Genomic DNA, 21462 nt, shown 5'->3' on the forward strand with positions numbered 1-21462 from the left:
GAAAACGATGCCCTCTCTAAATGATCTACTATGGGGCCTCGTCGCTCCGCTTTTCGCGGCGGCCGGGCTCCGTTTGGTTTTGGCGTTTCTCTCGGACTGGCTTTTTGCTCGGCCAGTCGACAAGGACTCGACAAGTGGTGACGCAGCACCAGCCAAACGTGTTCTTGCCTGGGAAACGTGCTTGCCGCTCGCCCTTGGTGCTGGCCTCGGTTATTTCTTTCTTCCCTTGGGCCCCTGGGTACCGGAAGTCGAATACGAATGGATCGCGGCCGCGGTTGGCTTGGCGGTGGTGGCCAGCACTGTGGTTGGATTTCTAGGTAACCACTGGAGTGCTCGCTTCATCGGCTTGCCGATTTTTTATGCAGCAACGGCGGTCGCGGTTGGCTATGCATTGATGCCAACGTGGGACGACCTATGGCCTGACTATCGCACCTATTTAGTTTTCTGGTGCCTGGGGGCTTGGCTTCTCTCGGTTGCCATCGACCAATCTTCGCTTCCTGCATCTTGGCCCTTCGCCATTGTTGTGCTGGGCACATGCTTGGCAACGTCGGGAGTTGTACTGCTTTCTGAAAGCATGCGTTTCGCCCAAATCAGCGGGCTCACGGTTGGCGTTGTTCTCGGCCTGACGGTGGTGGGGCTCATCCTGCGTCGTCCGCTGCTCAATGGATTAGGTCTGCCGATTGTGGTCTATCTGGGCGGAATGCTTTTGATTGCCCAAACCAATTCTTTTAGCGAAGTCCCCTTCCTTTGCTATTGGCTACCGATGGGCGGACTCTTACTGGCGGTTGTTACAGGACAGTTAGTATCACGCACTTCTTTCCCTAAACTCCACGCCACCAGTATGATTCTGGCGGCAGCAATCCCCTCGACCGTGGCCGTCATCATGGCGGTTGTCGCCACTATGCCAGAGTGATTCGATAGCTGCCAAGCGATTTCTTTTTTCTAGCGATCCGCGTTTTTCGTGCAGGCATGCAACGTTAGATATAGTCTTGGATTAGCGATTGCTCAGCGGTATCGCTTCGGTTTTCGCATTCGCTTGGTATGGCGGTTGCGATGATTGAAGCCCGGCACCCACGTGTGCCGAATTCAAACCCAGGAAGAATACCATGAGCATGCGATACCTCAGCCCCAACTTGTCTCGCCTATCTCCACGTCGTCCCCGCTCTCCCGAGGTGGTCAAGGAGGTGGACAAGCGGCTTCGTGCTCTCTCGCCAGAAGATCGGCAAAAGCTGATCGTCCGGCTACGGAAAATCGCTCATCTGTTTGACGACGCAGTCAGAGTGCCTGGTACTAAGATCACCCTCGGTTGGGATGCCGTACTAGGGCTCGTGCCGTTTTTCGGCGACGCCACCACCACGGCTGTGTCGGCCTATTTCCTGTGGGAAGCTCATCGTCTTGGCGCTTCTCGCTGGACGATGGTTAAGATGGTCGGCAATGTTCTCATTGACTTCGTAATCGGGCTTGTTCCTCTGGTGGGTGACTTGGCCGATATCGGTTTCCGAGCTAATCGTCGGAACATGAAGCTGCTAGAGAAAGAGTTAGACAAGATTGAAAAGGGAGCCAAGTAGCACCACGCCAGGCCCCAGCCGCTAATACCACCAACCGCTGCGTAGCAGGATTGTATCGCTCATATCGAGCGTGGCCGGATCGTACTTGTATTCCAACTTGCGACCGAAGACGTAGCCCAATTCGACAAACGACTTGCCCCCTCCTTCGGTCTTCCGTTCCATGCCGATCAACAACCGGTAGTCGGTAAGCGTGAGGTCGTCGTTTTGCCCTAAGGGATGCTCAACACTCCACGTACCACCACCGAACTCGCCAGCGACGTACCACCAGTCTTCATAGCCTTCGCCATAGTTGAACAGCTGCAAATATCTCGGCTTCGGAAATGTTAATTCAAGCCGATAGTCATCCGAAGGCGTCCAAATTAAACCTGCGACCGGCAAAATCGAATAGTCGTCGCGGTTCAAGTAAACCACCCCCAATAACCACTGCAGCGTATCGCTCGACTTGTAAGACATGATCGCCATGCCGCTTACCCGAAAGGCATCGCTGTTGGTAAGTTGAAAATCGCTGTAAACGCCCGGCGTAACCGACAGCACGGTCCCCCATTTCGGCGAAAGTTGCGACATCCAAGTTGTCGTAAGATAAGCCTGGTATAGCGTCGCGGGGGCCTGAATCGAATCAGGGCCGACCAAGAAGAACATCCCATAGCCAGGGGTTATCAGCAGCGGCGATTCCCGCGTGGGGGCCGGAAAGCCAAGTGTTGCACTGCCGCTAACTTCGGTAATACCAATGTTATCTCCGCTGCCAGCGATCCAAGTACTTTGAATCGCCAACGTCTGCAGAATGCTATCTTTCGAAGGTTTCAGATTAGGACGCGACGTAAACACTTCGTCTTCGGTCAGGAACAACGCGTCTTGCTTCTCGACATCTTCCGAGAGCATATTCAATTCAGGCGGATTTTCTGCAACCAGCTTCGCCGGGACAGGCGGACTGCCTGGCTTGCCGGTGCGTGGATACGGCGGCAGCTCGTAACCACCAGGAAAGACTTCCGTAGCCGGAATCCTTTCGATCGGCTGAAAATGCCCTTCTCGCTGAACCGTACCAATATCGCGTTGGGCCCAAAGCTGAGCTTGTGCGTGCGCTGGCGAGGCGAGTGCGCTAAGCACCCCAGCCAACAACAGACTCGCGACAAAATGATGTGATTGCTTCAATGCCTCGCCTTAGAAATTGAACCCGAGCCGTAACATCACGGTGTCATCCACTTTCAGGTTCGGCGTGGGAGATCGATAAACAATATTTCGATCCCACACATAACCGACTTCCGCATACGCCCTCAACCGATTCGGATGCGTTGCTTCCAAACCAATGAACACGCGGTAATCGTTGATATCGATCTGATCGCTGACGTCTTGGTTCGTATTGAAATCGTAACGCTGAATCGTCCAACTACCGCCACCATATTCACCCCCGACATACCACCACACTTTGCGATCGCCAACGGTAGTCCAATACTTGGAAAGTCGAGGGTAAGGGAACGTAATATCAAATCGTGTCAGACTGTCCGGCTCCCACAACAAACCAACCACCGGCAATATTTTGACATCCAAACGATCGATGTAGACCGCCCCACCTTTCAAAGTCATGGTCGGAGTCAAGCGAACATTGCCCACGCCCAAACCTTGCAGCCGGAGGCTATCGGTATTCATGGTCTCGAAGTCGGTATAAATGCCTGCGCGAAAACCAAGTTCGGCATACAAGCGAGGCGTCAGCTCCGGATTCCAAGCGAAGTCCAAGTAAGCACTGTAGGCATTACCCGGCAGGTCCTGAACCATTGTCGAGGGGCCATCCCACAAATGCAGCACAAAAGCAGGCGTCACCAACAACGGGTGTTCACTGAAAAGGAAGTTCGGAAAAAGAGCCGTGACCGACGTTTCAAAATCCTGAATGCCTAGCGTGTCTTCCTGGTCACTCAAACGAGGCAGGAAGGTGTACTGAAACGACAGGTTCTCCATGAACCGTTCGTACGGAATTTGGAATTGCTGTTGCTGCTGAGCAAACGGCTGGGCAGGCTGGTAAAGGGGCTGCGGCTGCTGAGGAAAAAACGAATTAGGTCCCGTTGCAAAGTTGGACGGCGGCGCGGATGGCGCTGGCGGATAGCTTCCCGGTGGCACATACGTGCTTGTCGGCGGCGGAGAAGCATAGACCTGTCCACTGTAAGCAGGCGTGCTGAAATTGCCGTATTGCGGCGTCGTTGCGTAGGGATCCCACCCTTGAATCGAAGCCCCTACGCCTCCGGCGGGTGGCGCTGGCGCAACCGTGGCCTGGCCCCAAGCACTGCTCCCAGTCAACATTACGACAAGGGCTAGCAGCAGACGTGCCATTAGACTGATCAACGGTAGATGAGAAATTTTTTTCACGATTTCGCTCAAGTCCCCCGCCAACACGTGACGATATTAATTTGCTGGACCGGAGCGTGTAACTACCAAAGGGGCAACTTGCAGGTCAAGGCAAGATTACCCCTTTCTATAAACTTCCCACCTTATTTCTCTGTTGAGGTGGCTAGGCGACCGGTCGATTTTTCTTCCACGACACGGACCTTTACCGGATTCTTGCGGGCTTCCAAATTGACCGCTAGCGTCAACTTGTGTGTGCCCGGCTGCCAGTCGACTTCCAGCAATTCCGAAGTCGGTACCGGCTTGCCATCCAACCATACCGATAGCCCTTCAGGCCCTTCCAGGGCGAGTTGGAACTTTCCACCGGTGGCGACTTCGATATCGCTCTGCAAATAGCTGAACGGAGGCTGATTACCGTGAGGGCGGTAAACTGGAAGTTCGGCCAGAGGAACACCGCCATCGACCAAGCTGAAGATCGGGGACCATACGAACGCTGGGTTCCCGGCAGCGACCGTGTCGTTGCTGGTGCGGTTAATCGCCCGATTCGACTCGTTGTTGTGAGCTAGCGTGTTCCATTTTCGTAAGTAACGCTGGCTGCCAATCGAGAACGCCTCGTCCTTGCCCAGTTTCGAGAGGAACGTGGCGAGGTCTACGATTTCCTGGGTCGTCAGATCGTCGATTGAACCATCAGGCATCAGCGAACGCCCTTCCGCCCGATCGTCGATCGTTTCCTTGGCGATCTCGATTTCCTTGCCTTCGCCATCACGAAGGACCAGCAAGTCCTTGCTTTCGCGAATCGGAATCCCAGAGATAACCTTACCTTCGTCGGTCAGGATAACCAGCGAATGGAAATTCTCTTTGACTTTGGCACTAGGACGTAAGAGGGACTCCACGATGTAATCCGGCTGGGCACTCGCCCCCAAACTGATCAAATTGGGCCCAACCTTTCCGCCTGCCTCGCCGATCGCGTGACACTTGAAGCAGTTCAATTCTGCCTTACGGAAAATCACTTCCCCAGCATGCGGGTCGCCTGAGTTCATGGTCAAATTGGTAATCTCGGCCAGTTCTTCATCGGACCATTGTCGCACGCCTCCGGTCAACCCACCGGCCGCTTGAATGGCGGCCACCAGTTCCGGAGCGGCTTGAGCGCTGCTGCGTGCGGCTCGTAAGGCTAACTGCGCCTGATCGCGTGCCAGAGTCTTTCCCTGCAGCGCTTCCGCCAGGCGAACTTGCCCTTGCTTGCGGCTGACAAACGGCGTCAAAATCGCGGTGGCGGGGATTTCGTTCCCTTCTTTCACGAGCAACGCGGCGGCCTGCTGAGAAGCTTGCGGCAAAGCGATCGCAGCCAAGCTTTCTAAGGCTGCCAAGCGAACTTCCTGGCTGGCCTCTTGGTTGCCGATCAGATCTACCAACAACTTCGTGGTCTGCTCGCCAGGAATCTTAGCGAGCGCACGGACGGCAGCCACCCGCGCCGTCGCTGGCAACTCTTTGTCGCCAGAGGCATACGAACGCACCAAATCGTGCGAGGCCACGCTCCAAGCAATTGCCGTATCGAAAGCCAATGCCGACACCTCTGGCGACGACGAACCATACAGGCTTTCGATCTGGGCCAAATCACCCTCCGGCTTTGTCTTCCGTGTTTCCATCGCGACCAAAAACGATTTCAAGATCGGAGCAATCTGGCCGACGTCGTCCGCCCGATTGCCTCCTGGCAGGATGGAAGCAAACAGTTTGCCAAGCAACGCGGCATCGCCTCGCTGGGCAGCCAGTTGCACCAATCGCTGGGCCGTGGCGGCATCGTCCTGGGGCACGATTGCGATGGCGGCTTCAGCCACGGCAGCATCTGGAATGGCTTCCATGGCGAACGCCCAACTTGCCGGATGGGCTTGGGCATCTTGCAGAATTTTCGAATCGGTGTCGCCAGCGGCAATCGCCTTTTGCAGGGCCGGCACCCACTGGGGAGCCAGGTCGTTCGCCAATTGCCAAACGGCAAAGTCCAGGAAACGATCCATCGGCTGGCGGGTTGCTTCTAAGCCGACAACCATGGCCTCGGGGCTGGGAATGGTCGCCAAGGCCCGCACCCCTTCCAAGCGAACGCGGGGATGTTCGTCGCGAACGGCGGCCGTAAAGACTTCCAGCGGATTAGAAATTTGATCGTGCCACTGTGAGGCCACCCGCACGGCTGCTGCTCGAATGTTGTGATTAGGCGAGGCCAGCAACTCTTGGAGTAACGGCTCGTTGACTTCGTCCAATGCCTGATAGGCCCACAATCCTTCTAAACGATAATGCTCGGTGGTGGGATCGTCCTTTGCCAATGACTTCATCCAAGCAGCCAACTGGGGCACCACTTTTTCACGCGGCTGTTGCTTGAGTTGCTGCTTGGCTTGTGTACGAACCCACATATCAGAAGACTTGAGAGCTTCTAGTAATTGCTCGACCGATGCGGTTTCCAAGTTCATCGACTTGGCCAAAGGGCTTCCCTTTTTGGTTACTCGCCAAATACGACCATGCACGTGATCGCGGCGCGAATCCCGGAAGTCGACTTCGCCATGCTGAATGATCGGGTTGTACCAATCGGCAATATAGATCGCTCCGTCTGGCCCCATTTTGATATCGACCGGGCGAAACGCACCATGCGAGGCCTTGATGACGTCCTCTGCTTGGCGGCTGGCAAAGCCGGAACCATCTTCTTCAAGCACAAAACGGCTCACGCGGTGTGCCCGGAAATCATTTGTCAACGCACTCGTTTGCCAATCTGCCGGCAAGTGCGAACCGCCAACCAATTCCAAACCGCAATGCTTCGGACTACCGGGATTCAAGCCTTGAACCAAACGTCGCGCATCCGCTGCCGTCACATAAACGGCCCCGGGAAAGATGTAGTTAATCCCTTCGCCATAGGCCCCGTCGGTCGCAAAATCGGCCCCCCACTGATTGAAGTGATGCCCCCACGAGTTCACAAACCCACGGCAGTAGACATCCAACTCCATTGTTTCTGGCCGAAACTGCCAGATACCACCGGCGTTTAAGCGACGTACGCCATGCGGCGTTTCGATGTGGCTGTGAATGTAAATCGACTGATTGAAGTACATCATGCCGTCGTATCCCCACCGCAGCGTATGCAGAATGTGGTGGGTATCTTCCGTCCCGAAACCTGACAGGACGACTCGTTTCTGATCGGCCTTACCGTCGCCGTCGGTATCTTTCATGTGCAACAGTTCGGTACTGTTGGCCACGTACACCCCGCCATCGCCAGGCAACACGCCGGTCGGAATCAACAAGCCATCGGCAAACACGGTTGACTTGTCCGCGGTTCCGTCGCCGTTGGTATCTTCCAACACAATGATCTTATCGTTGGCAACCTGGCCAGGTTCGATCTGCGGGTAAACTTCGCTGGAAGCAACCCACAGCCGGCCTTGGGCGTCGAAGTTAATTTGAATCGGGCTGGCGATCATCGGCTCGGAAGCGAACAAGTTCACTTCAAACCCTTCGGCCACCGTAAACGACTTGAGCTCGGCATCCGGATCGGTATCAGGAATCTCCTTCAAGTCGCGTTGTGCCCACACAACGGCAGGCATCGCAATCAGCAATAACAATACAGAAAGGGCAGGGCGGTGCATGAGGACGTTTATCTCGCTAGGGAGGTAGGTTATTCGAAGCAGTAATTGAGAAGAGTGGGACGACTAGTCGATATGAACGGTAACCGGAACGGCCTGTTTCAGCTCGAAGATTTTCTTATCTTGTTCTTCAATCAGTGGATCAAACTGGGGAATCTCGACGGCATTGTTCCCTTGTTCGTGTTTGCGGAACAGGTACAGATACGTTTCGTTCTGCGGGCGGAAGCGATCGAAAAAGAGTTGATTCTTCCGCAAGATCGTTTGGCGAAGTTCTTCGGTCTTCGCTAATAGTGGCTGGGCAGGCACCTGAACCGACTTGCTCCACTGCTGGGCCGTGGCGGAAACCTTGGGGTAGTCGTTCAAGCCCACCAAGTGATTCCCCGACGAAAGCCCTTCGACCTGCAACAGGACGCGGTCCTGATGCTCGCCTGCCGGTGAACGGAGGTAAGGCAAGTCCCAGTTCTGGGGCTGTTTGCCCCCAGATTGAACCTCGTACTGATACGAAGTTTCAAACCCTAGTTGGCTTGCCATCCGCTGCGAAAGATACCAATAGCCCACCTCGGTAAAGTGCTGTCCGTTGCTGGTCAGGTACTGCGGCAACTTCTCTGCCGAAACACTTTCGACCTTCTCGGTTAGCTTGGTGAGATCCAAGACTTGATAGCCCCGATCGTAGGCTAGCTCGTTAATTGCTTGCTGATACAACTTCACATGGGCGTTGTATTTGGCCGGGTCGGGCAGGGGAGCAGGGTGCTTTTCCATTAGGGGCGGCGTAACCAGCACAATCCGCTCGGTCCGCTGCTTCAAATCATCCAGCAGTTTCGTGTAATTCGATTTGAACTGCGCGAGTCCACCCTCTCCTTGGAATGCCTCGTTCGTGCCGTAACCCACCAAAATCACGGTCGGATTGACCAGTTCAACCGACTTCATCAGGTGGTTGTAGCCTTCCTTCTGATCGCCAAAACGAGCCCGTGAGATCGCATTGGCTTCGTCGCCGCTCCAACCTAAGTTGCGAACTGCCAACTTCTTATCCGGATTGGCGATTTGAATAGCGAGTTCAAAGTAGCCGTAGTATTGCGTTCGCTCGATGAACGTTCCCCCAATCAACGCAATCCGATCACCATCGCGAAGCTCTAACGTATCGCCGCTGTGCTCCGCTTGAGCATAAAGCGAAGTACAAGCCAACAGTGCCGCGACGACGGCGACGCAACCAGGCAGAAATCGAGATATCGAGGGAGTACAAAACACAGGCATGCTCCAGATTCGAGCGGATTGAGGGGAGAAAGGGGTGTATTGGGTAGGTCACCCTAGTTTACCCAGGAAAATCCAGAACTTCCAGCTAGGCGCAGCTTACCCCCGTTTACGGGAAATAATTAGGGACAATTCCCCCGAATCGGTTCTTAGCCAGACATTCGTGTTAGACTAGAAAGTTGCCAGAGGGGGCTACGTTTCGCGTCCTTTGGTTCAGCTTGGCCGCCCGTAAAGAAGTCCTTCTGGAGTCTCACATGCTGTTGAGTTCCTGCCCCCGTTGCCACGATTCAATCCGCATTCCAGCGAGTGCCCAGTCGCACTCGATCGTGCGTTGCCCACGCTGCTGTGAAGAATTTCCTTTGAATGAGATTTTGGACCAGCTTCCTCCAGAAGCGGAGATCGTCTCCGGGCCAGGCTCGCAAGAGCATACCGTCATGCCGACGAGTCTGGCAGACGCTACCGAGTATGTTCTCGCCGGGGAAGAAACCAAGCCGGCGGTTCCCGACTTCCGTTTTAAAGAAACGGGGTCGCTCCGTCCCGATATGCCCCCCATGGCCAAGATCGATTCTTCTCGCCCCTCGCGCAAGCCCAAACGCCCTGAACCGAACCTTGGCCTGGAATTCGTCAAAGTTGTGGTCGGCGGGATCGTGGGCTTGGGCCTGGCCGTCATGGCAATCATCTGGACCATGCACCGAGACCCGCTCGGTATCGCCCACAAACTACCGGTTCAAGCGTACATGATCTTGCCGGAAAAAATGCGCACCGACGAGATGAAAAAATACGCTCGCGGAGAAGCTCCGGCGGCCACGCCAGAGGAAGATGAAGAAGAGATCGAACTGACCGTCGAAAAGATCTCGATCGAGAAATTCCCCGTCGATGAAGAACCAGCCGATCTAGCTCCCCTCAACGAGCCTCCAGTCGCTGAACCTCTGACCTTCGAGCCCCCGATGACTGAGCTTCCCTTGGCCGAGCCTGCCCTGAAGAATCCACGGCTGGAAACGCCGCCAGTCGATCCCCGAGTGGCCAACGAGCCTCTACAGCCAATGGCGCCCACTGCTGAGGATCAAGCCAGCAATCCGAACGCTCCGCCAACGCTGAGCTTGGCAGAAGAAGTTTCGATGGCAACCGAGGCAACCAATTTACTTGGTGAAATTGGCGCCCAGATCCCCGAACCCCCGGGCGCGGAACCAACACCACCTACGAATGTGGGTAATGTCGACCTATCTCCGGTTGATGATGGCGAAAATTAGCCGCGAACTTCGGCGGCTGAATTCCTTGTGGTTGCGATTGGCTGAGGGTCGCCAAGATTTGGTCTACTGCAGCAGCTAGGTCGTCGACAATATTGGCCACCAACGCGGCCCCTGACGCTTCCGCTTCGCTGAGCAATTCTTGCTCGGCTTCTTTACCGTAGCCGGTACGGACCAAAATCCCTCGTGCCCCGGCACTGACGGCAGCCCGTAGATCGGATCGTTTATCCCCCACCAGATAGGCCTGAGCTAAGGAAACGTTCTCTTGGGCGGCAGCGGCGCTCAGCATTCCGGTGCGTGGCTTCCGACATTCGCAATCGACCAGATATTGTTTAACGATTGCCCCAGGATGATGCGGACAATAGTAATAGGCATCAATCGATGCCCCATGATCGGCCAGTAGTTTATCGAGGTAGCTGTGGACCAGTTCGACATCGTCCTCGGTATAGAAGCCACGGGCGATTCCCGATTGGTTGGTAACCACAATCACGGGAATTCCCGCTTGGTTCAGCCGGGCAATCGCTTCGGCAGCCCCAGGAATAAGCCGCAACTGATGAGGCGAGCTGAGGTATTTGACTTCCTCGTTGATCGTTCCGTCGCGGTCCAAAAAAACCGCCGGGCGTCCGGGACCTGTCCAGATCTTCGTATCCATCGTCATGCCAGAGTTCCATTAGGTGGACCCAACTGCTCATCCAAATCGAGGGGCAGTTTTACCGTTTTCCCCAGGCTGACCCAAGGTCAATCTTCCGTATGAATTCCGTATGAAACTTGCTCGCCTTTGACTTGAAGGGGGCAGTATCGGCTAAGATACAAGTTCCAATCCCCATTGAGTTCATCGCAAGAGTTTGTCAGCCAAAGGCTCGAAGGACAGATGACACAGGAAATTACGGCCCGATTAATCGATCAGAACCTCAAAACTTCGTCCACAGAACCGGAGCTGTCCGATCCCTCGTGGCGTGATGCCTATTCCGATCGAGACCTGGGGTGGCTGCAATTTAACAGTCGAGTCCTGCACGAAGCCCTTGATGAACGCAACCCAGCCCTGGAACGGGTCAAGTTTCTGGCCATCTTCACGTCGAACTTAGACGAGTTCTTCATGAAGCGTATTGGCTTGCTAAGAACCCGTAGCCAAGCCGAACGACTCAAGAACCGCGTAATCGGCCCCGTTCCGATTCAACAACGCTTGCACGAGATGCGTCAGGTGATCATCCCCATGCTGCAGAAGCGGGGGCGTTGCTTTCGGCGTGATTTGAAACCGCTGCTAGCAGAGCACAACATCCACCTCTTAGATTGGGATCAGCTCTCCGAGACGCAGCGTGAGAAGGCGAATCTGTTTTTTAATCGCAACGTTTACCCGGCCCTCACTCCTTTGGCGCTCGACCCTGGGCATCCATTTCCTTATATGTCGAACTTATCGACATCGCTGGGATTTGTGCTGCGTGTGCCTGATTCGGAAGAGAACCTCTTTGCCCGCGTGAAGGTTCCCAACATCTTGCCACAATGGATTCAGCTCGATTCCGAGATGGACGATGCCCGCCACTACATCCGCTTGGCCGATCTGATTCACTACAACGCGGAAAAGCTTTTCCCAGGCATGACCATTATCGATTCGAGCCTCTTTCGCATTACCCGAAATTCGGAAGTGGAAATCGAAGACGACGATGAATCGGAAAGCATCCGCACGATCGTGGCCGAAGAACTGCGGCAACGCAAGTTCGAGCCGGTCGTACGACTCGAACTTTCCGAGAACCCTAACCCCTGGGTCCGCTCGCTGCTGATGCACCAGTTTGATCTGTCCGAGGACGATGTCTACGAAGTGCCTGGCGAGTTAGATTACGCAGGCATGTGGCCGCTGGCTTCCTTAGACGTGAAAGAGCTGCGGGATGAACCGTGGAACCCGATCGTCCCGCCAGATTTGGCCGGGGAAGAAGCGGATATTTTTTCGGTCATCAAGTCAGGCGACTTCCTCGTTCACCATCCGTACGAAAGCTTCGACGCCAGTGTCGAACAGTTTATTCGGGCCGCAGCCAAAGACCCCAAGGTTGTCGCGATTAAGATGACCGTGTACCGCGTGGGGGACGACACACCGTTCGTCCGCAGCTTGATCCGCGCCGCCGAAACGGGCAAGCAAGTTGCCTGTTTAATCGAACTGAAAGCCCGTTTCGATGAAGAGCGTAATCTTCACTGGGCCAAAGAATTAGAAAAGATCGGCGCGCACGTTGTCTATGGCGTGCTGGGCTTGAAAACTCACACCAAGATCGCCTTGGTTGTCCGACAAGAATCGGATGGTATTCGCTGCTATGCCCACATCGGCACCGGCAACTACCATGTGAAAACGGCGCGGCTGTATACCGACCTCGGCCTGTTTACCTGCGAACCGACTTTGACGACCGATGTGGTCAACCTGTTTCACGCCCTGACCGGACGCTCGCGTGAACCGAGCTTTCAAAAGTTACTGGTTGCCCCGACCAACATGCGAGAGCAATTCCTGGCGAAGATTCGCCGCGAGATTGAATTTCAAAAAGCGGGCAAGCCGAGCTTGATCATCTTGAAAGTCAACCAATTGGAAGACTCCGAGATGTGCCAGGCGATTATCGCTGCCTCGCAAGCTGGCGTACGTGTGGAATGTATCGTGCGTGGTTTTTCGTGCCTCCGTGCTGGCGTGCCTGGCCTGACCGAGAACGTAACGATTCGGAGCATCATCGGACGTTTCCTCGAACATTCGCGGATCTATTATTTTCAGTCCGGCGCTGAAGACCCACTCGAAGGCGAGTTCTACATCGGCTCTGCGGACTGGATGCAGCGCAACCTCAGCAACCGCGTGGAAGCGGTCACCCCAATCGAATTGCGTTCGCATCGCGAGCGATTGTGGGAAATCATGGAAGTCCTTCTCAAAGATCGACGCCAGTCCTGGGTCATGCAGCCGGATGGCAGCTACGAGCAACTTGTTGCCACCGAAGACGATGACGACATCTCGCGTCTAGGAACGCATCGCACCCTGATGCTGCTGACCCAACAGCGAATGAAAGAGCGAATCAAGTAGCCGAACCCCCACGTGCCAGATCGATCTTGAACTGTTCCCAGACGGCTGCGTAATACTTAGCGGTCCTACCGAATTAGCTTTGTACCCTGACTAGAGTCACCCACTCATTTCAGGAGACCGACTCGATGCTTGCATCTAAACTCTTTTTCCGTTTCTCATTTTTGGTCAGCTTGTTTTCTGTTTCCCTGCTGGGAGGTGAAAGCCACGCTCAGATGCAAATTGCTCGACCGCCAGCACTCGAAAGCCGTATGGCTGCTCAGGGTGATTGGCATGTGGCCGGCGAGGTGGCTCCTGAAGAGCTTGAGCTTACCCCAGATGAAAAGCGGAACATCCTTGTATATGAACGAGGCAACCGGGCCGTCGTGCATATCACCACGCGCAGCGTTCAGGTCGATGCCTTCTACCTGATGGAACGCCCCGCCGAAGGCTCAGGTAGCGGTAGCGTCCTCAACAAAAGCGGGCTTATTCTTACCAACTATCACGTGATCGAAGATGCCCGCGACATCCGGGTTACGTTGTTTAACGGCGAGAGCTATGTGGCCTCGCTGGTTGGGCAAGACCCGGTAAACGATATTGCCGTGCTGAAGATCGATGCCCCGCCAGAAGTTCTCTTTCCAGTTCAATATGGCGACTCCTCGAAGCTGCGTGTCGGACAGAAGGTGTACGCCATTGGAAATCCGTTTGGCCTGGAACGCACGATGACCATTGGCATTATCTCCAGCTTGAATCGCGTGCTTCCTTCCCGTTCCGGCAGAACGATGAAATCGATCATCCAGATCGATGCTGCCCTCAATCGCGGCAATTCTGGCGGCCCCTTGTTTGACAGTAGCGGACGGCTGATCGGCATGAACACGGCTATCGCCTCGCGAACGGGCGAGAATACCGGTGTCGGCTTTGCGATTCCCATTGCCTCGGTTAAACGAATCGTACCGCAATTGGTTGCCAACGGTCGTGTTATCCGCCCTGATATCGGTATCACGCGGGTATATCAAACGGACAACGGCCTGATGGTCGCCACCGTCACTCAGGGAGGCCCTAGCGATCAAGCAGGCATTCGTGGATTTCGCCTGGTCCGCGAACAAATTCAACGTGGCCCGTTCGTTTACGAACAAACTCGCATCGATCGAAGCGAAGCCGATACGATCATCGGAATCGACGGTCAACGCGTGCAAACCGCCGACGACCTGCTTTCGGTGGTCGAAAACAAACAGCCTGGCGAGCAGGTTGTCTTAACCATCGTGCGCGAAGGGGAAACGATCTCGCTGCCAGTAAAACTCGGAGAAGGAGACTAACGGGCAACACCGATTTTTCCAACTCGCCCGGCTCGTCCGCAAACGACATGCAAGTGACTTACCAGAATCAGCCGGAAGACATCTTTGCTTTGCTGCATGCGTTATCGTGGCGAGAGCGCGTAGCTGCTTATCTTCAAGTCTTCGGCTTGGGGCACTGCATTTGGCCGGTCGCCCTGCTGCTGATCGTGCTAGGAGAGTGGGCTATCCTTCAATGGATTGCGGCCTTCGTCGGCCTGTTTTTGCTGTACTACACGTACATTTACGCGAGAAACTGGTGGCAACTCCCTCCTCAAGTTCATATCATTCCGGGCGAGCTTCAGATTCGCCTGACCACCGATTTCTTAGAAGCAATCACGCAACGCGGCTATTCACGGCGCCGCTGGACAGCGATCTCCAAGATTGTGGATCTGCCCAATCATCTTGTCATTTACGTACAAGCCTATCGTTACCTAGCCATCCCTAAAAAGTATTTTACTTCGCCTGAACAAGCTCAAGAATTTCTCGCTCGCCTCACCCAACTCCAAGCCGCAGCTTTGTCGGGACCGATGCCATCGCTCGACTGGGAAGAGTTCCGCCGCGATTTCAATCTCGATCAGTTCTCGCTGATTAAACATCTTCAGTGGAAGCCCAACCCTCAACTTTCCGCCCGGATCGATACGCTGGGGATCGACAAAGATGGCACCCAATCGCTTCCAACCATCTGGGGGTTAATCGGCCAACTGATCTTCCCTGGCTTTCTGGCCCTATTCTTGTTCTTTTTGAAGCGATCGTCCAGCAGCGATGGGCTGTACACGTCTTTCACGCTGCACTATACGCTTCTTATGCTGGCCATCCTGTTTGCGTTCATCTTTGGGATGCAGTTGTATACCTATTTACGGTATCGCAAGGCCCTGGCTCGACAAACAACCCTGCAACGCCCTAATCAGCTTTGGTTTTATCAAGAAGGGGTCGGCACCATCACGGAAGATACTCTGTCGTTCCACTTCTGGAAGACGCTCGGTTCGGTCGAGCAAGATCGTGATGCGATTGTCCTGCAAGAAGCTCCCCCGTTTGTTTACGCAATCGTTCCCAAGTCCAGCTTCACGAGCCCCGAAGAGGAAGAAGTCATCCGCGAACGCATGCAGCAGTGCTACATCAACGCTCACGAGACGGTTCAAGAAGCGATCCTTGCTGAAACGGCCAACGAAGCAATTGTGGCTGACCTAATCGACAACCCGTTTCGCTCTCCTCCGACAACACCCCCTTAGAAATGGGGAGTAGGGCGAGGCAGTTCCGGTTGCGGACGCTTTACAACCGGTTCGTTGACGGTTAGCAACTGTTCGACCAACAACTCGGCATCATCTGCCAGGTTCGCCATGCGTGCCTCCCACATGGGATTGATCAGGGTTGTCTGAGCGAACAAATCTGCCCCAAAACAAGACATCACGGTGCCTGCGATATCACGATTCAGATCGGCATTAGCAGGTTCATTCACTAACGGATTTCCAAACGCATCGACCGCAGAGTCAAGCAGCATCGTCCAGGTCGCATGACGGGTCATCGCATTGCGTTCGCCACGAATATCGCTGCCAAACTCTCGTACACGCGATTGATCGTAGCCAAAGCTATTTACGTCGGTTTCCGCCGCGATATATCCCAACAGCATATCGGTCCAACGTTCGGTACGACGACGCAAACGATTCAACGGTACCATCAACGTGGCCTCGAGCCCGCGTCCGTGCAAAAGCAGATTGAGCGCTCGATTCCTGGCTTCCATATGCCCCAGAAAAACACTTCGGGCGATCGGTTCGGTGGCAACTTTACGATGGATTCGATCGTAGGCGACGCACGTCGAAATCCAAACACGCGTCAGAATATCGCTCACCAAGATCTCTTCGATCACCGGACGCGCCGCATTCCAAAAACGTGGGAGATCAGCAGCGTTGCCAGTTTCAAGAAGCGTGGCATGCGTCTTGAGGCGAATCCCCCACCGGTCGAGTCGACACTTTGAGGCAATCCAGAAACTCTCTAACGCGGAAGGGGAGTGAGCCGCTTTCAGCCGGAGATAGTTCGGCGCAAAAACAGCAAGGTAAGCAGCAATCTGGACGTGTTCGCGAGCGTGCATGGAAGAAGCAATTCTAGACATGGCGAAGTGGGCAGCGAGTCGACTAAAAGGTGTCTCTTGCTGGGATCGAAGCAATGCCTAGAAGATTTGCAAACCGAGTGCCAGTTATTTTATATCGCGACAAGAACACGCATAACCTCTTCTGCTGCAAGGTGTTTACGTCGTAATCATTCGCTCATTTCGACGGCCCTGCCTCCTCGTAAATGATGCTTCATGGCAACGTGATGCCGGGAAGCAACAAATTGGTTGCTACGAACTAGACTTTCAGCCAGACATCTCTTTCAGCAGGTAAAGCGGCGAGAGACTTCACAAACTCCGAAGTCACGAGATGCCCCTCCTTAAACTCCCAGAGGTAGCGAACTGATTTTGATTTTGCTTCCCGCGTTTTGAAGACAATTTCTAGACGGGATGGATGCAGATTAGAAAGTATGGTCGATTTCCAGATTGCATGGGGTGTTGCGAAATGAATTCGCTCAACTTCGTTGTGCTCGCTATCTTCCAACAAAATCTGAATGCCAGGATCAATTCCGCGATAGGCCACCGTGGTTTCAAAGATATAGACAAAGTAAGTCTGCCCATTCTCGTGTTGCCAAGTCTTTTCCATTCGCAACTGATAACCATGCTGGCAAAACTGCCCACTTTGGCGCCGCCACCATTCATGACCAGCACTGGCCAACTTGGCAAGCCTGGCTTGGTAAGTCACTCCAAAAACAATGATGACTGCCAATCCTAAAGCAATTGGCTTAACACGTTTTCCCATTGCCCCCCCCGATAAAAGATGGCTCGCAGCCCGTCACGGGGACTACTTTAGCACCCTAGAAAGATGCCGGTAAACAATTTTTATCCCTCCTTAAATTATTATTTTCGGAATATCGCTGCTCTTCCTTGGGCAAGTCAGAAGAGGCGCTGAGGCAACAACACTGCCACTTAGCTATCGAGAAAGGACAATTCGACCTTGAAACAGGCCGAGTTCCTCGCTATTAATCTCCAGCCCTCAAACAATCTCGGTCAAATTATCTAGCAGAACGAGTCAGCCGTCTGTCTAGCGTTGACCTACCTGACTGAAGAAATCAGAAACCCATGCCGCGCGAAGACTTACATCCACTAATTTTGCCCGAATTAGGCCTGACCGACATCCTGGTTCGCACTAGTTTGTGGCTCGTGCCGCGTGGGTCGTTCGTCCGCGAAGGAGATCGCGTGCTAGAAGTCTTGGCAGGGGAAGTCACCTTCGATGTGACCTCGCCTGCAACTGGTGTCTTACACGAACTAAGCACCGAAGAAGACGATATCGTCAGCGAAGGGCAAGTCTTAGGACACATCCGCGTCGCCGCTTAGCCTGCCCAGGCCTTCAATAACAAAGGCTACCAAGATGGCACCGCAGAGCCGCACGAGGCCAACCTAAGCCCCTGGTTGGTCTTGCGATAACAGATCGATTTTCTCGATGCGTCGTTCGTGTCGACCACCGTCGAAGTCGGTCGTTAGCCAGGCATCGACGATTGGCAAAATATCTGCCTCGGCGGTCATCCGTTCGCCGATCGAAATCATGTTGGCTTTGTTATGATGGCGGCCCAGTTTGGCCGTTTCCACGTTCCATGTCAGCGCGCAACGAATGCCGTGGATTCGATTTGCGGCAATCGCCTCACCATTGCCAGAGCCGCCCAGCACGATCCCGCGTTCGCATTCCCCGCGCGAAACAGCCTTGGCGGCCGGGATAATGAAGTCTGGGTAATCACACGCCTCGTCCGAATCGGTCCCAAAATCAACCACCTCATGCCCCAACGCCTGCAGATGGGCAATGATAATAGTCTTGTAGTGGTAACCGGCATGGTCCGAGGCAATAGCGATCTTCATTGGAAAGCAGTTGAAATAGAGAAACGAGGAAGTCCACGCAAGCAAACAGTATCAATTAAAACCAAGAGGTTTATGATACCGCAAAAGGCAAGAAATGCCATGCACCTCTAATTTCCAAAATTGCCATCACATTGGCAAAACATCCGCCGCAGGGAACCAGGGGGGATCGTAGTCGAAAAGCTGGGTCGCCGTGTTCAACGCAATTTGTGTCGAAGCGTGCAATTGGCCCGATTCTACCAGCGAAGGGAGTAGGAGATCTCCCAGAAGCAACCGAACCAATTGCCCGCTCGACAATTCTAGGTAGCTGCGTCCCAATCGGCCATCGGTTAGGCTTGCCTTCCGCTTGCCAAGATGAACACAGTATTTCTCTCCGTCGATCATCAGCCCCAAGTCGAGAGGCAATTCCAAGTTCCGGGCGACCGCTCGCTGGTGCAACACCTGGCAGAACTCGGCCAGATGCTGAACGGGATTCGGCATGCGCACTAAGATCTCTTCGCCTGGAGGTGAATTCTTCGTGCTGGGAACTTGTCGTAAGATCGAATGAACGGAATCGACCGCCGGCGCTTCGAGGTGAAACTCGCGTTGGTTGGCCTCGTACAAATCACTGCAGATTCGATTAATCAGAGGAACCTTGACCCCTTCCTCTTGCGGCTGCGAGACGACTTCCAAAATCTGCTGATCCTTGACGATCGCATAGCCGGCAATCCGCTCGATAGCGTCATCTAAGGCCAATTTGTTACCGCCTCGGATGGCAACATACAGCGCATCAAAAGCTTTGCGCCGGAGCAACCAGTTCCACATCGCCGCCGAACGAGGCGTACCGACTTGATTTGCGCGAAATGATTTTTCGTACAGAGAAACCAGGGCGTCTGCTTCCACTTGACGCATCAAGCGAATCCAAAGCCCTTCTTCTTTGCGAGAGGTTGGCGGGAAGGCTTCGCTTTGACTTTCGCCGCGTACCGAAACCAAAAAAGGCTCGGTGGCGGCCGTGCTGCGAAAACGATTCGATAACGTCACCCACCCAAAGCGAGCTAAACGTTGCGCCATCGCCGCACTGGTGCGGTGCATCATAAAGACACCGCCATAGTGATAGAACGATTCATCCAAGCACTGAAAGAAAGCGCCGACATTGGTCATGTCGACATGCTCAGGCGCCAAGACGAACTCGCTTACTCGCAAGTAAGGCACAAGCGAACCGCTGTGCCAGATTTGCTGGGGAACACAACGAATGTGCCCGACAATTTGTCTGCCTAAACGAAACGTAAGACGTTCGCGTGGGTCGTAGTCGGGCCGTTCCTGTTGCGAGTGAAATTCGTTTTCGTCGTAAGGAAAAAGACAATGCTTCATGAGCTGCAAGATAGCGAACTGCTCGCCTTCTTGACTGCTAGTGAGACGAAACCTAGCCGCGTCTCCACGAGAAGAACTCGCATGAGCAATGGACTGCGGCGGGTGCTGAATCGGGGGCGAGTAGGTCGATGACACGACGCGACGCATACAATCCGACTCCGTTCAATAGAGACAAATCCCTTTGTAAGTGAACTCTTGCATTAAGTTAAAGGTCTTTGACAGCAAGGTCCAGTAGTAAATTCCGCAATCCCTCTTGCGGGAACAGAATGAAAGGAAATTCGCGCGAAGTCAGCAGGCGGGTTTGATGCTGTTGGCGGAACAGGCGATCACGCTCAATTCGAAGGCGGGCAACAGGTTCGGTAATCAGCTCGCGTAGTTGATCGTTTACTTTTTGCAGTTGCTGATGCCACAAACTTTTTTCTGAAAGTGCAGGCACATTGCGCAGTAAATCCGACTTCTGCTGGAGCAATCGTTTCCATTGAGGGTCATCAATCGCCTGATTCTCTACCGCCCGGTCGGGATTGAAAGTAACATCGCGCAGCTTCCGCTCGATGGCAAACAGCTCGTCTTCCGCCTCCTCAGGCCGAGACATCGGTAGCAAAGCCGATGCGGTTGCGGTTACGTATTGAGGAGGCTGCACGCCGTAGAACTGGCGGATGATCTCGTTGGTGACTTGATCGTACTTAGCACCACCAATGCCATGGACAAACAAGTCGGAAGCGGCCAGCCGCAGAATTGTGGTGGTTGCCAAAGCACGTGGCCGCACGCAAACGCCCTGATCGCTCAGCAAATGAAGTTGCGAAACCCAATCGGTACGCCCAGACAACTCTGCTTGCCATGCAGCACGATCGGTTAACCGTATACCATTTTCCGTATGGGCGATCCAAAGAGGACGTCGACGCGGGTTCTCGGCGGTCCACACCCAGAAAGGAACTTCCGTCCAACTTTCGTCGGCCCCTAAATTCGGTACAGGATGCGAACTGCTGCGGATTCCATGGACCGCCCGGTAGTTGTCGACGCAAGCATTGTAAATCTCACGATAGCGCTCGGCTTCTTCGACAATCCCCACAAACATCCGCCAGAACCCATCGGTCTGACAGAGCTGGCTTAAAGGGATGTCCAACACCTTTAAACCGCAGTCCGCTTCTAGGCGATTTCTTGCCTGAGAAAAGGCCAAGCCGAGCGGCTTACCAGCTTCCACTGCCGAGAGCACCTCTGGCCAGAAACTGGCAAGCAGAGGCTCTGACACAAACGTTTTGAACGTCGCTTGAACTCGTTCTGCAAAGCTGAGCAGCGTGTCGAGCGACTCGATCTTTGTCATTTCCCAAGGCAAGCGTGGTCCTGGCTCGTCGTATGCGATTCGTGCAGGCTGCGGATCGTCAGGCGTCCCTTGCAAGGCTGAGATCGAAGGAGCGGGGGCGACATCGTTGTCGATAATCACGTTGATCGCCGTACCAGACACTTTTGTCGCAATACGATCGATTAGAAAGTTCTTAAACCACACCCCAGGGTGATAAAGGGCTGGTTGATGCCCGCTAAGAATGAGCGGGGCGGTCGGATCAGCCGTCGGCTCAATCTCGCGATACTGCTGAGTGTAGTCTCGTGCTCGCTGCAGCAGCTGGCCACGGACTTCTTCCCGTAAGGCGCCTAACGTTGTTCCTCTCGCCACACTTGTTGTGGCATGGTCGAGACCTTGGCGATTGCTTTCCACCAGCGTGCCAGGCAAGACAGGGCAGGGGACGACCAACGATTCCCCATGACCACGCGGTGCGCGGATACGCTGATACCGGATTCCGGACACTTGACCAGTCATGAGG

General features: G+C 54.3%; 17 protein-coding genes. 7 read left to right on the top strand and 10 right to left on the bottom strand.

The genetic code is table 11. The features are described 5' to 3' along the window. Positions 1–7: 7 nt before the first annotated feature. Both DTL42_RS24140 and DTL42_RS24145 read left to right on the top strand, forming a co-directional pair. Complete coding sequence (locus DTL42_RS24140) at positions 8–913, top strand: hypothetical protein (RefSeq protein ID WP_114373130.1); 906 nt, start codon at positions 8–10, stop codon at positions 911–913. 193 nt (positions 914–1106) lie between these two features. After that, positions 1107–1568 (top strand): DUF4112 domain-containing protein, encoded by a 462-nt coding sequence (locus DTL42_RS24145; protein WP_114373132.1) that lies wholly within the window; start codon positions 1107–1109, stop codon positions 1566–1568. Positions 1569–1589: 21 nt separating this feature from the next. Here the strand turns inward: DTL42_RS24145 and DTL42_RS24150 are convergent, their stop codons facing one another. The 4 genes from DTL42_RS24150 to DTL42_RS24165 all read right to left on the bottom strand — a co-directional run bounded on the left by DTL42_RS24150 (position 1590) and on the right by DTL42_RS24165 (position 8764). Then, positions 1590–2717, bottom strand: a complete 1128-nt coding sequence (locus DTL42_RS24150) for a DUF6268 family outer membrane beta-barrel protein (RefSeq protein WP_147274426.1) — start codon at positions 2715–2717, stop codon at positions 1590–1592. 9 nt (positions 2718–2726) lie between these two features. Beyond that, complete coding sequence (locus DTL42_RS24155) at positions 2727–3887, bottom strand: hypothetical protein (protein ID WP_147274427.1); 1161 nt, start codon at positions 3885–3887, stop codon at positions 2727–2729. A 158-nt stretch (positions 3888–4045) separates the two neighbouring features. Further along, entirely contained in the window at positions 4046–7516 is a 3471-nt protein-coding gene (locus tag DTL42_RS24160; RefSeq protein ID WP_114373139.1) for a PVC-type heme-binding CxxCH protein, read from the bottom strand. A 63-nt stretch (positions 7517–7579) separates the two neighbouring features. After that, positions 7580–8764 (bottom strand): SGNH/GDSL hydrolase family protein, encoded by a 1185-nt coding sequence (locus tag DTL42_RS24165; RefSeq protein ID WP_114373141.1) that lies wholly within the window; start codon positions 8762–8764, stop codon positions 7580–7582. Between the two features lie 251 nt (positions 8765–9015). Between DTL42_RS24165 and DTL42_RS24170 the strand changes: the two genes are divergently transcribed. After that, positions 9016–10011: a hypothetical protein gene (locus DTL42_RS24170; RefSeq protein WP_114373144.1), complete on the top strand. Its 996-nt coding sequence runs from the start codon at positions 9016–9018 to the stop codon at positions 10009–10011. On the opposite strand, the gene gmhB is transcribed toward DTL42_RS24170, so the two are convergent. Further along, a complete protein-coding gene (gmhB, locus tag DTL42_RS24175) occupies positions 9959–10666 on the bottom strand; it encodes a D-glycero-beta-D-manno-heptose 1,7-bisphosphate 7-phosphatase (protein WP_234824351.1) in 708 nt (235 codons plus the stop codon). The two genes, DTL42_RS24170 and gmhB, sit on opposite strands and share 53 nt — an antisense overlap. Before the next feature lie 213 nt (positions 10667–10879). On the opposite strand from gmhB, the gene ppk1 reads away from it, so the two are divergent. The 3 genes from ppk1 to DTL42_RS24190 all read left to right on the top strand — a co-directional run bounded on the left by ppk1 (position 10880) and on the right by DTL42_RS24190 (position 15590). Continuing rightward, positions 10880–13051: a polyphosphate kinase 1 gene (ppk1, locus tag DTL42_RS24180; protein WP_114373146.1), complete on the top strand. Its 2172-nt coding sequence runs from the start codon at positions 10880–10882 to the stop codon at positions 13049–13051. 125 nt (positions 13052–13176) lie between these two features. Continuing rightward, the gene (locus DTL42_RS24185; RefSeq protein WP_114373148.1) at positions 13177–14343 is read left to right on the top strand and encodes a S1C family serine protease; all 1167 of its coding nucleotides are present in this window, start codon (positions 13177–13179) and stop codon (positions 14341–14343) included. A 53-nt stretch (positions 14344–14396) separates the two neighbouring features. After that, positions 14397–15590, top strand: a complete 1194-nt coding sequence (locus DTL42_RS24190; RefSeq protein ID WP_158545533.1) for a YcxB family protein — start codon at positions 14397–14399, stop codon at positions 15588–15590. Here the strand turns inward: DTL42_RS24190 and DTL42_RS24195 are convergent. Next, a complete protein-coding gene (locus DTL42_RS24195; RefSeq protein WP_114373152.1) occupies positions 15587–16447 on the bottom strand; it encodes a hypothetical protein in 861 nt (286 codons plus the stop codon). The genes DTL42_RS24190 and DTL42_RS24195 overlap by 4 nt on opposite strands. 256 nt (positions 16448–16703) lie before the next feature. Next, the gene (locus tag DTL42_RS24200; protein WP_114373154.1) at positions 16704–17207 is read right to left on the bottom strand and encodes a hypothetical protein; all 504 of its coding nucleotides are present in this window, start codon (positions 17205–17207) and stop codon (positions 16704–16706) included. A 320-nt stretch (positions 17208–17527) separates the two neighbouring features. On the opposite strand from DTL42_RS24200, the gene DTL42_RS24205 reads away from it, so the two are divergent. Further along, complete coding sequence (locus tag DTL42_RS24205) at positions 17528–17782, top strand: lipoyl domain-containing protein (RefSeq protein WP_114373156.1); 255 nt, start codon at positions 17528–17530, stop codon at positions 17780–17782. Between the two features lie 63 nt (positions 17783–17845). Here the strand turns inward: DTL42_RS24205 and DTL42_RS24210 are convergent, their stop codons facing one another. The 3 genes from DTL42_RS24210 to DTL42_RS24220 all read right to left on the bottom strand — a co-directional run bounded on the left by DTL42_RS24210 (position 17846) and on the right by DTL42_RS24220 (position 21458). Next, the gene (locus tag DTL42_RS24210) at positions 17846–18298 is read right to left on the bottom strand and encodes an RpiB/LacA/LacB family sugar-phosphate isomerase (protein WP_114373158.1); all 453 of its coding nucleotides are present in this window, start codon (positions 18296–18298) and stop codon (positions 17846–17848) included. Positions 18299–18424: 126 nt separating this feature from the next. Continuing rightward, positions 18425–19792: a hypothetical protein gene (locus DTL42_RS24215; RefSeq protein WP_114373160.1), complete on the bottom strand. Its 1368-nt coding sequence runs from the start codon at positions 19790–19792 to the stop codon at positions 18425–18427. 58 nt (positions 19793–19850) lie between these two features. Further along, entirely contained in the window at positions 19851–21458 is a 1608-nt protein-coding gene (locus DTL42_RS24220) for a hypothetical protein (RefSeq protein WP_114373162.1), read from the bottom strand. Between the last annotated feature and the right edge of the window lie 4 nt (positions 21459–21462).

Origin of the sequence: Bremerella cremea (assembly GCF_003335505.1) — a bacterium.
Classification (GTDB): domain Bacteria; phylum Planctomycetota; class Planctomycetia; order Pirellulales; family Pirellulaceae; genus Bremerella; species Bremerella cremea_A.

Coding starts and splice junctions, on each gene's coding strand:
- DTL42_RS24140 (WP_114373130.1), top strand. CDS start 8: ATGCCCTCTCTAAATGATCTACTATGGGGCCTCGTCGCTCCGCTTTTC.
- DTL42_RS24145 (WP_114373132.1), top strand. CDS start 1,107: ATGAGCATGCGATACCTCAGCCCCAACTTGTCTCGCCTATCTCCACGT.
- DTL42_RS24155 (WP_147274427.1), bottom strand. CDS start 3,887: ATGGCACGTCTGCTGCTAGCCCTTGTCGTAATGTTGACTGGGAGCAGT.
- DTL42_RS24160 (WP_114373139.1), bottom strand. CDS start 7,516: ATGCACCGCCCTGCCCTTTCTGTATTGTTATTGCTGATTGCGATGCCT.
- DTL42_RS24165 (WP_114373141.1), bottom strand. CDS start 8,764: ATGCCTGTGTTTTGTACTCCCTCGATATCTCGATTTCTGCCTGGTTGC.
- DTL42_RS24170 (WP_114373144.1), top strand. CDS start 9,016: ATGCTGTTGAGTTCCTGCCCCCGTTGCCACGATTCAATCCGCATTCCA.
- gmhB (WP_234824351.1), bottom strand. CDS start 10,666: ATGACGATGGATACGAAGATCTGGACAGGTCCCGGACGCCCGGCGGTT.
- ppk1 (WP_114373146.1), top strand. CDS start 10,880: ATGACACAGGAAATTACGGCCCGATTAATCGATCAGAACCTCAAAACT.
- DTL42_RS24185 (WP_114373148.1), top strand. CDS start 13,177: ATGCTTGCATCTAAACTCTTTTTCCGTTTCTCATTTTTGGTCAGCTTG.
- DTL42_RS24195 (WP_114373152.1), bottom strand. CDS start 16,447: ATGCACGCTCGCGAACACGTCCAGATTGCTGCTTACCTTGCTGTTTTT.
- DTL42_RS24200 (WP_114373154.1), bottom strand. CDS start 17,207: ATGGGAAAACGTGTTAAGCCAATTGCTTTAGGATTGGCAGTCATCATT.
- DTL42_RS24205 (WP_114373156.1), top strand. CDS start 17,528: ATGCCGCGCGAAGACTTACATCCACTAATTTTGCCCGAATTAGGCCTG.
- DTL42_RS24210 (WP_114373158.1), bottom strand. CDS start 18,298: ATGAAGATCGCTATTGCCTCGGACCATGCCGGTTACCACTACAAGACT.
- DTL42_RS24215 (WP_114373160.1), bottom strand. CDS start 19,792: ATGCGTCGCGTCGTGTCATCGACCTACTCGCCCCCGATTCAGCACCCG.
- DTL42_RS24220 (WP_114373162.1), bottom strand. CDS start 21,458: ATGACTGGTCAAGTGTCCGGAATCCGGTATCAGCGTATCCGCGCACCG.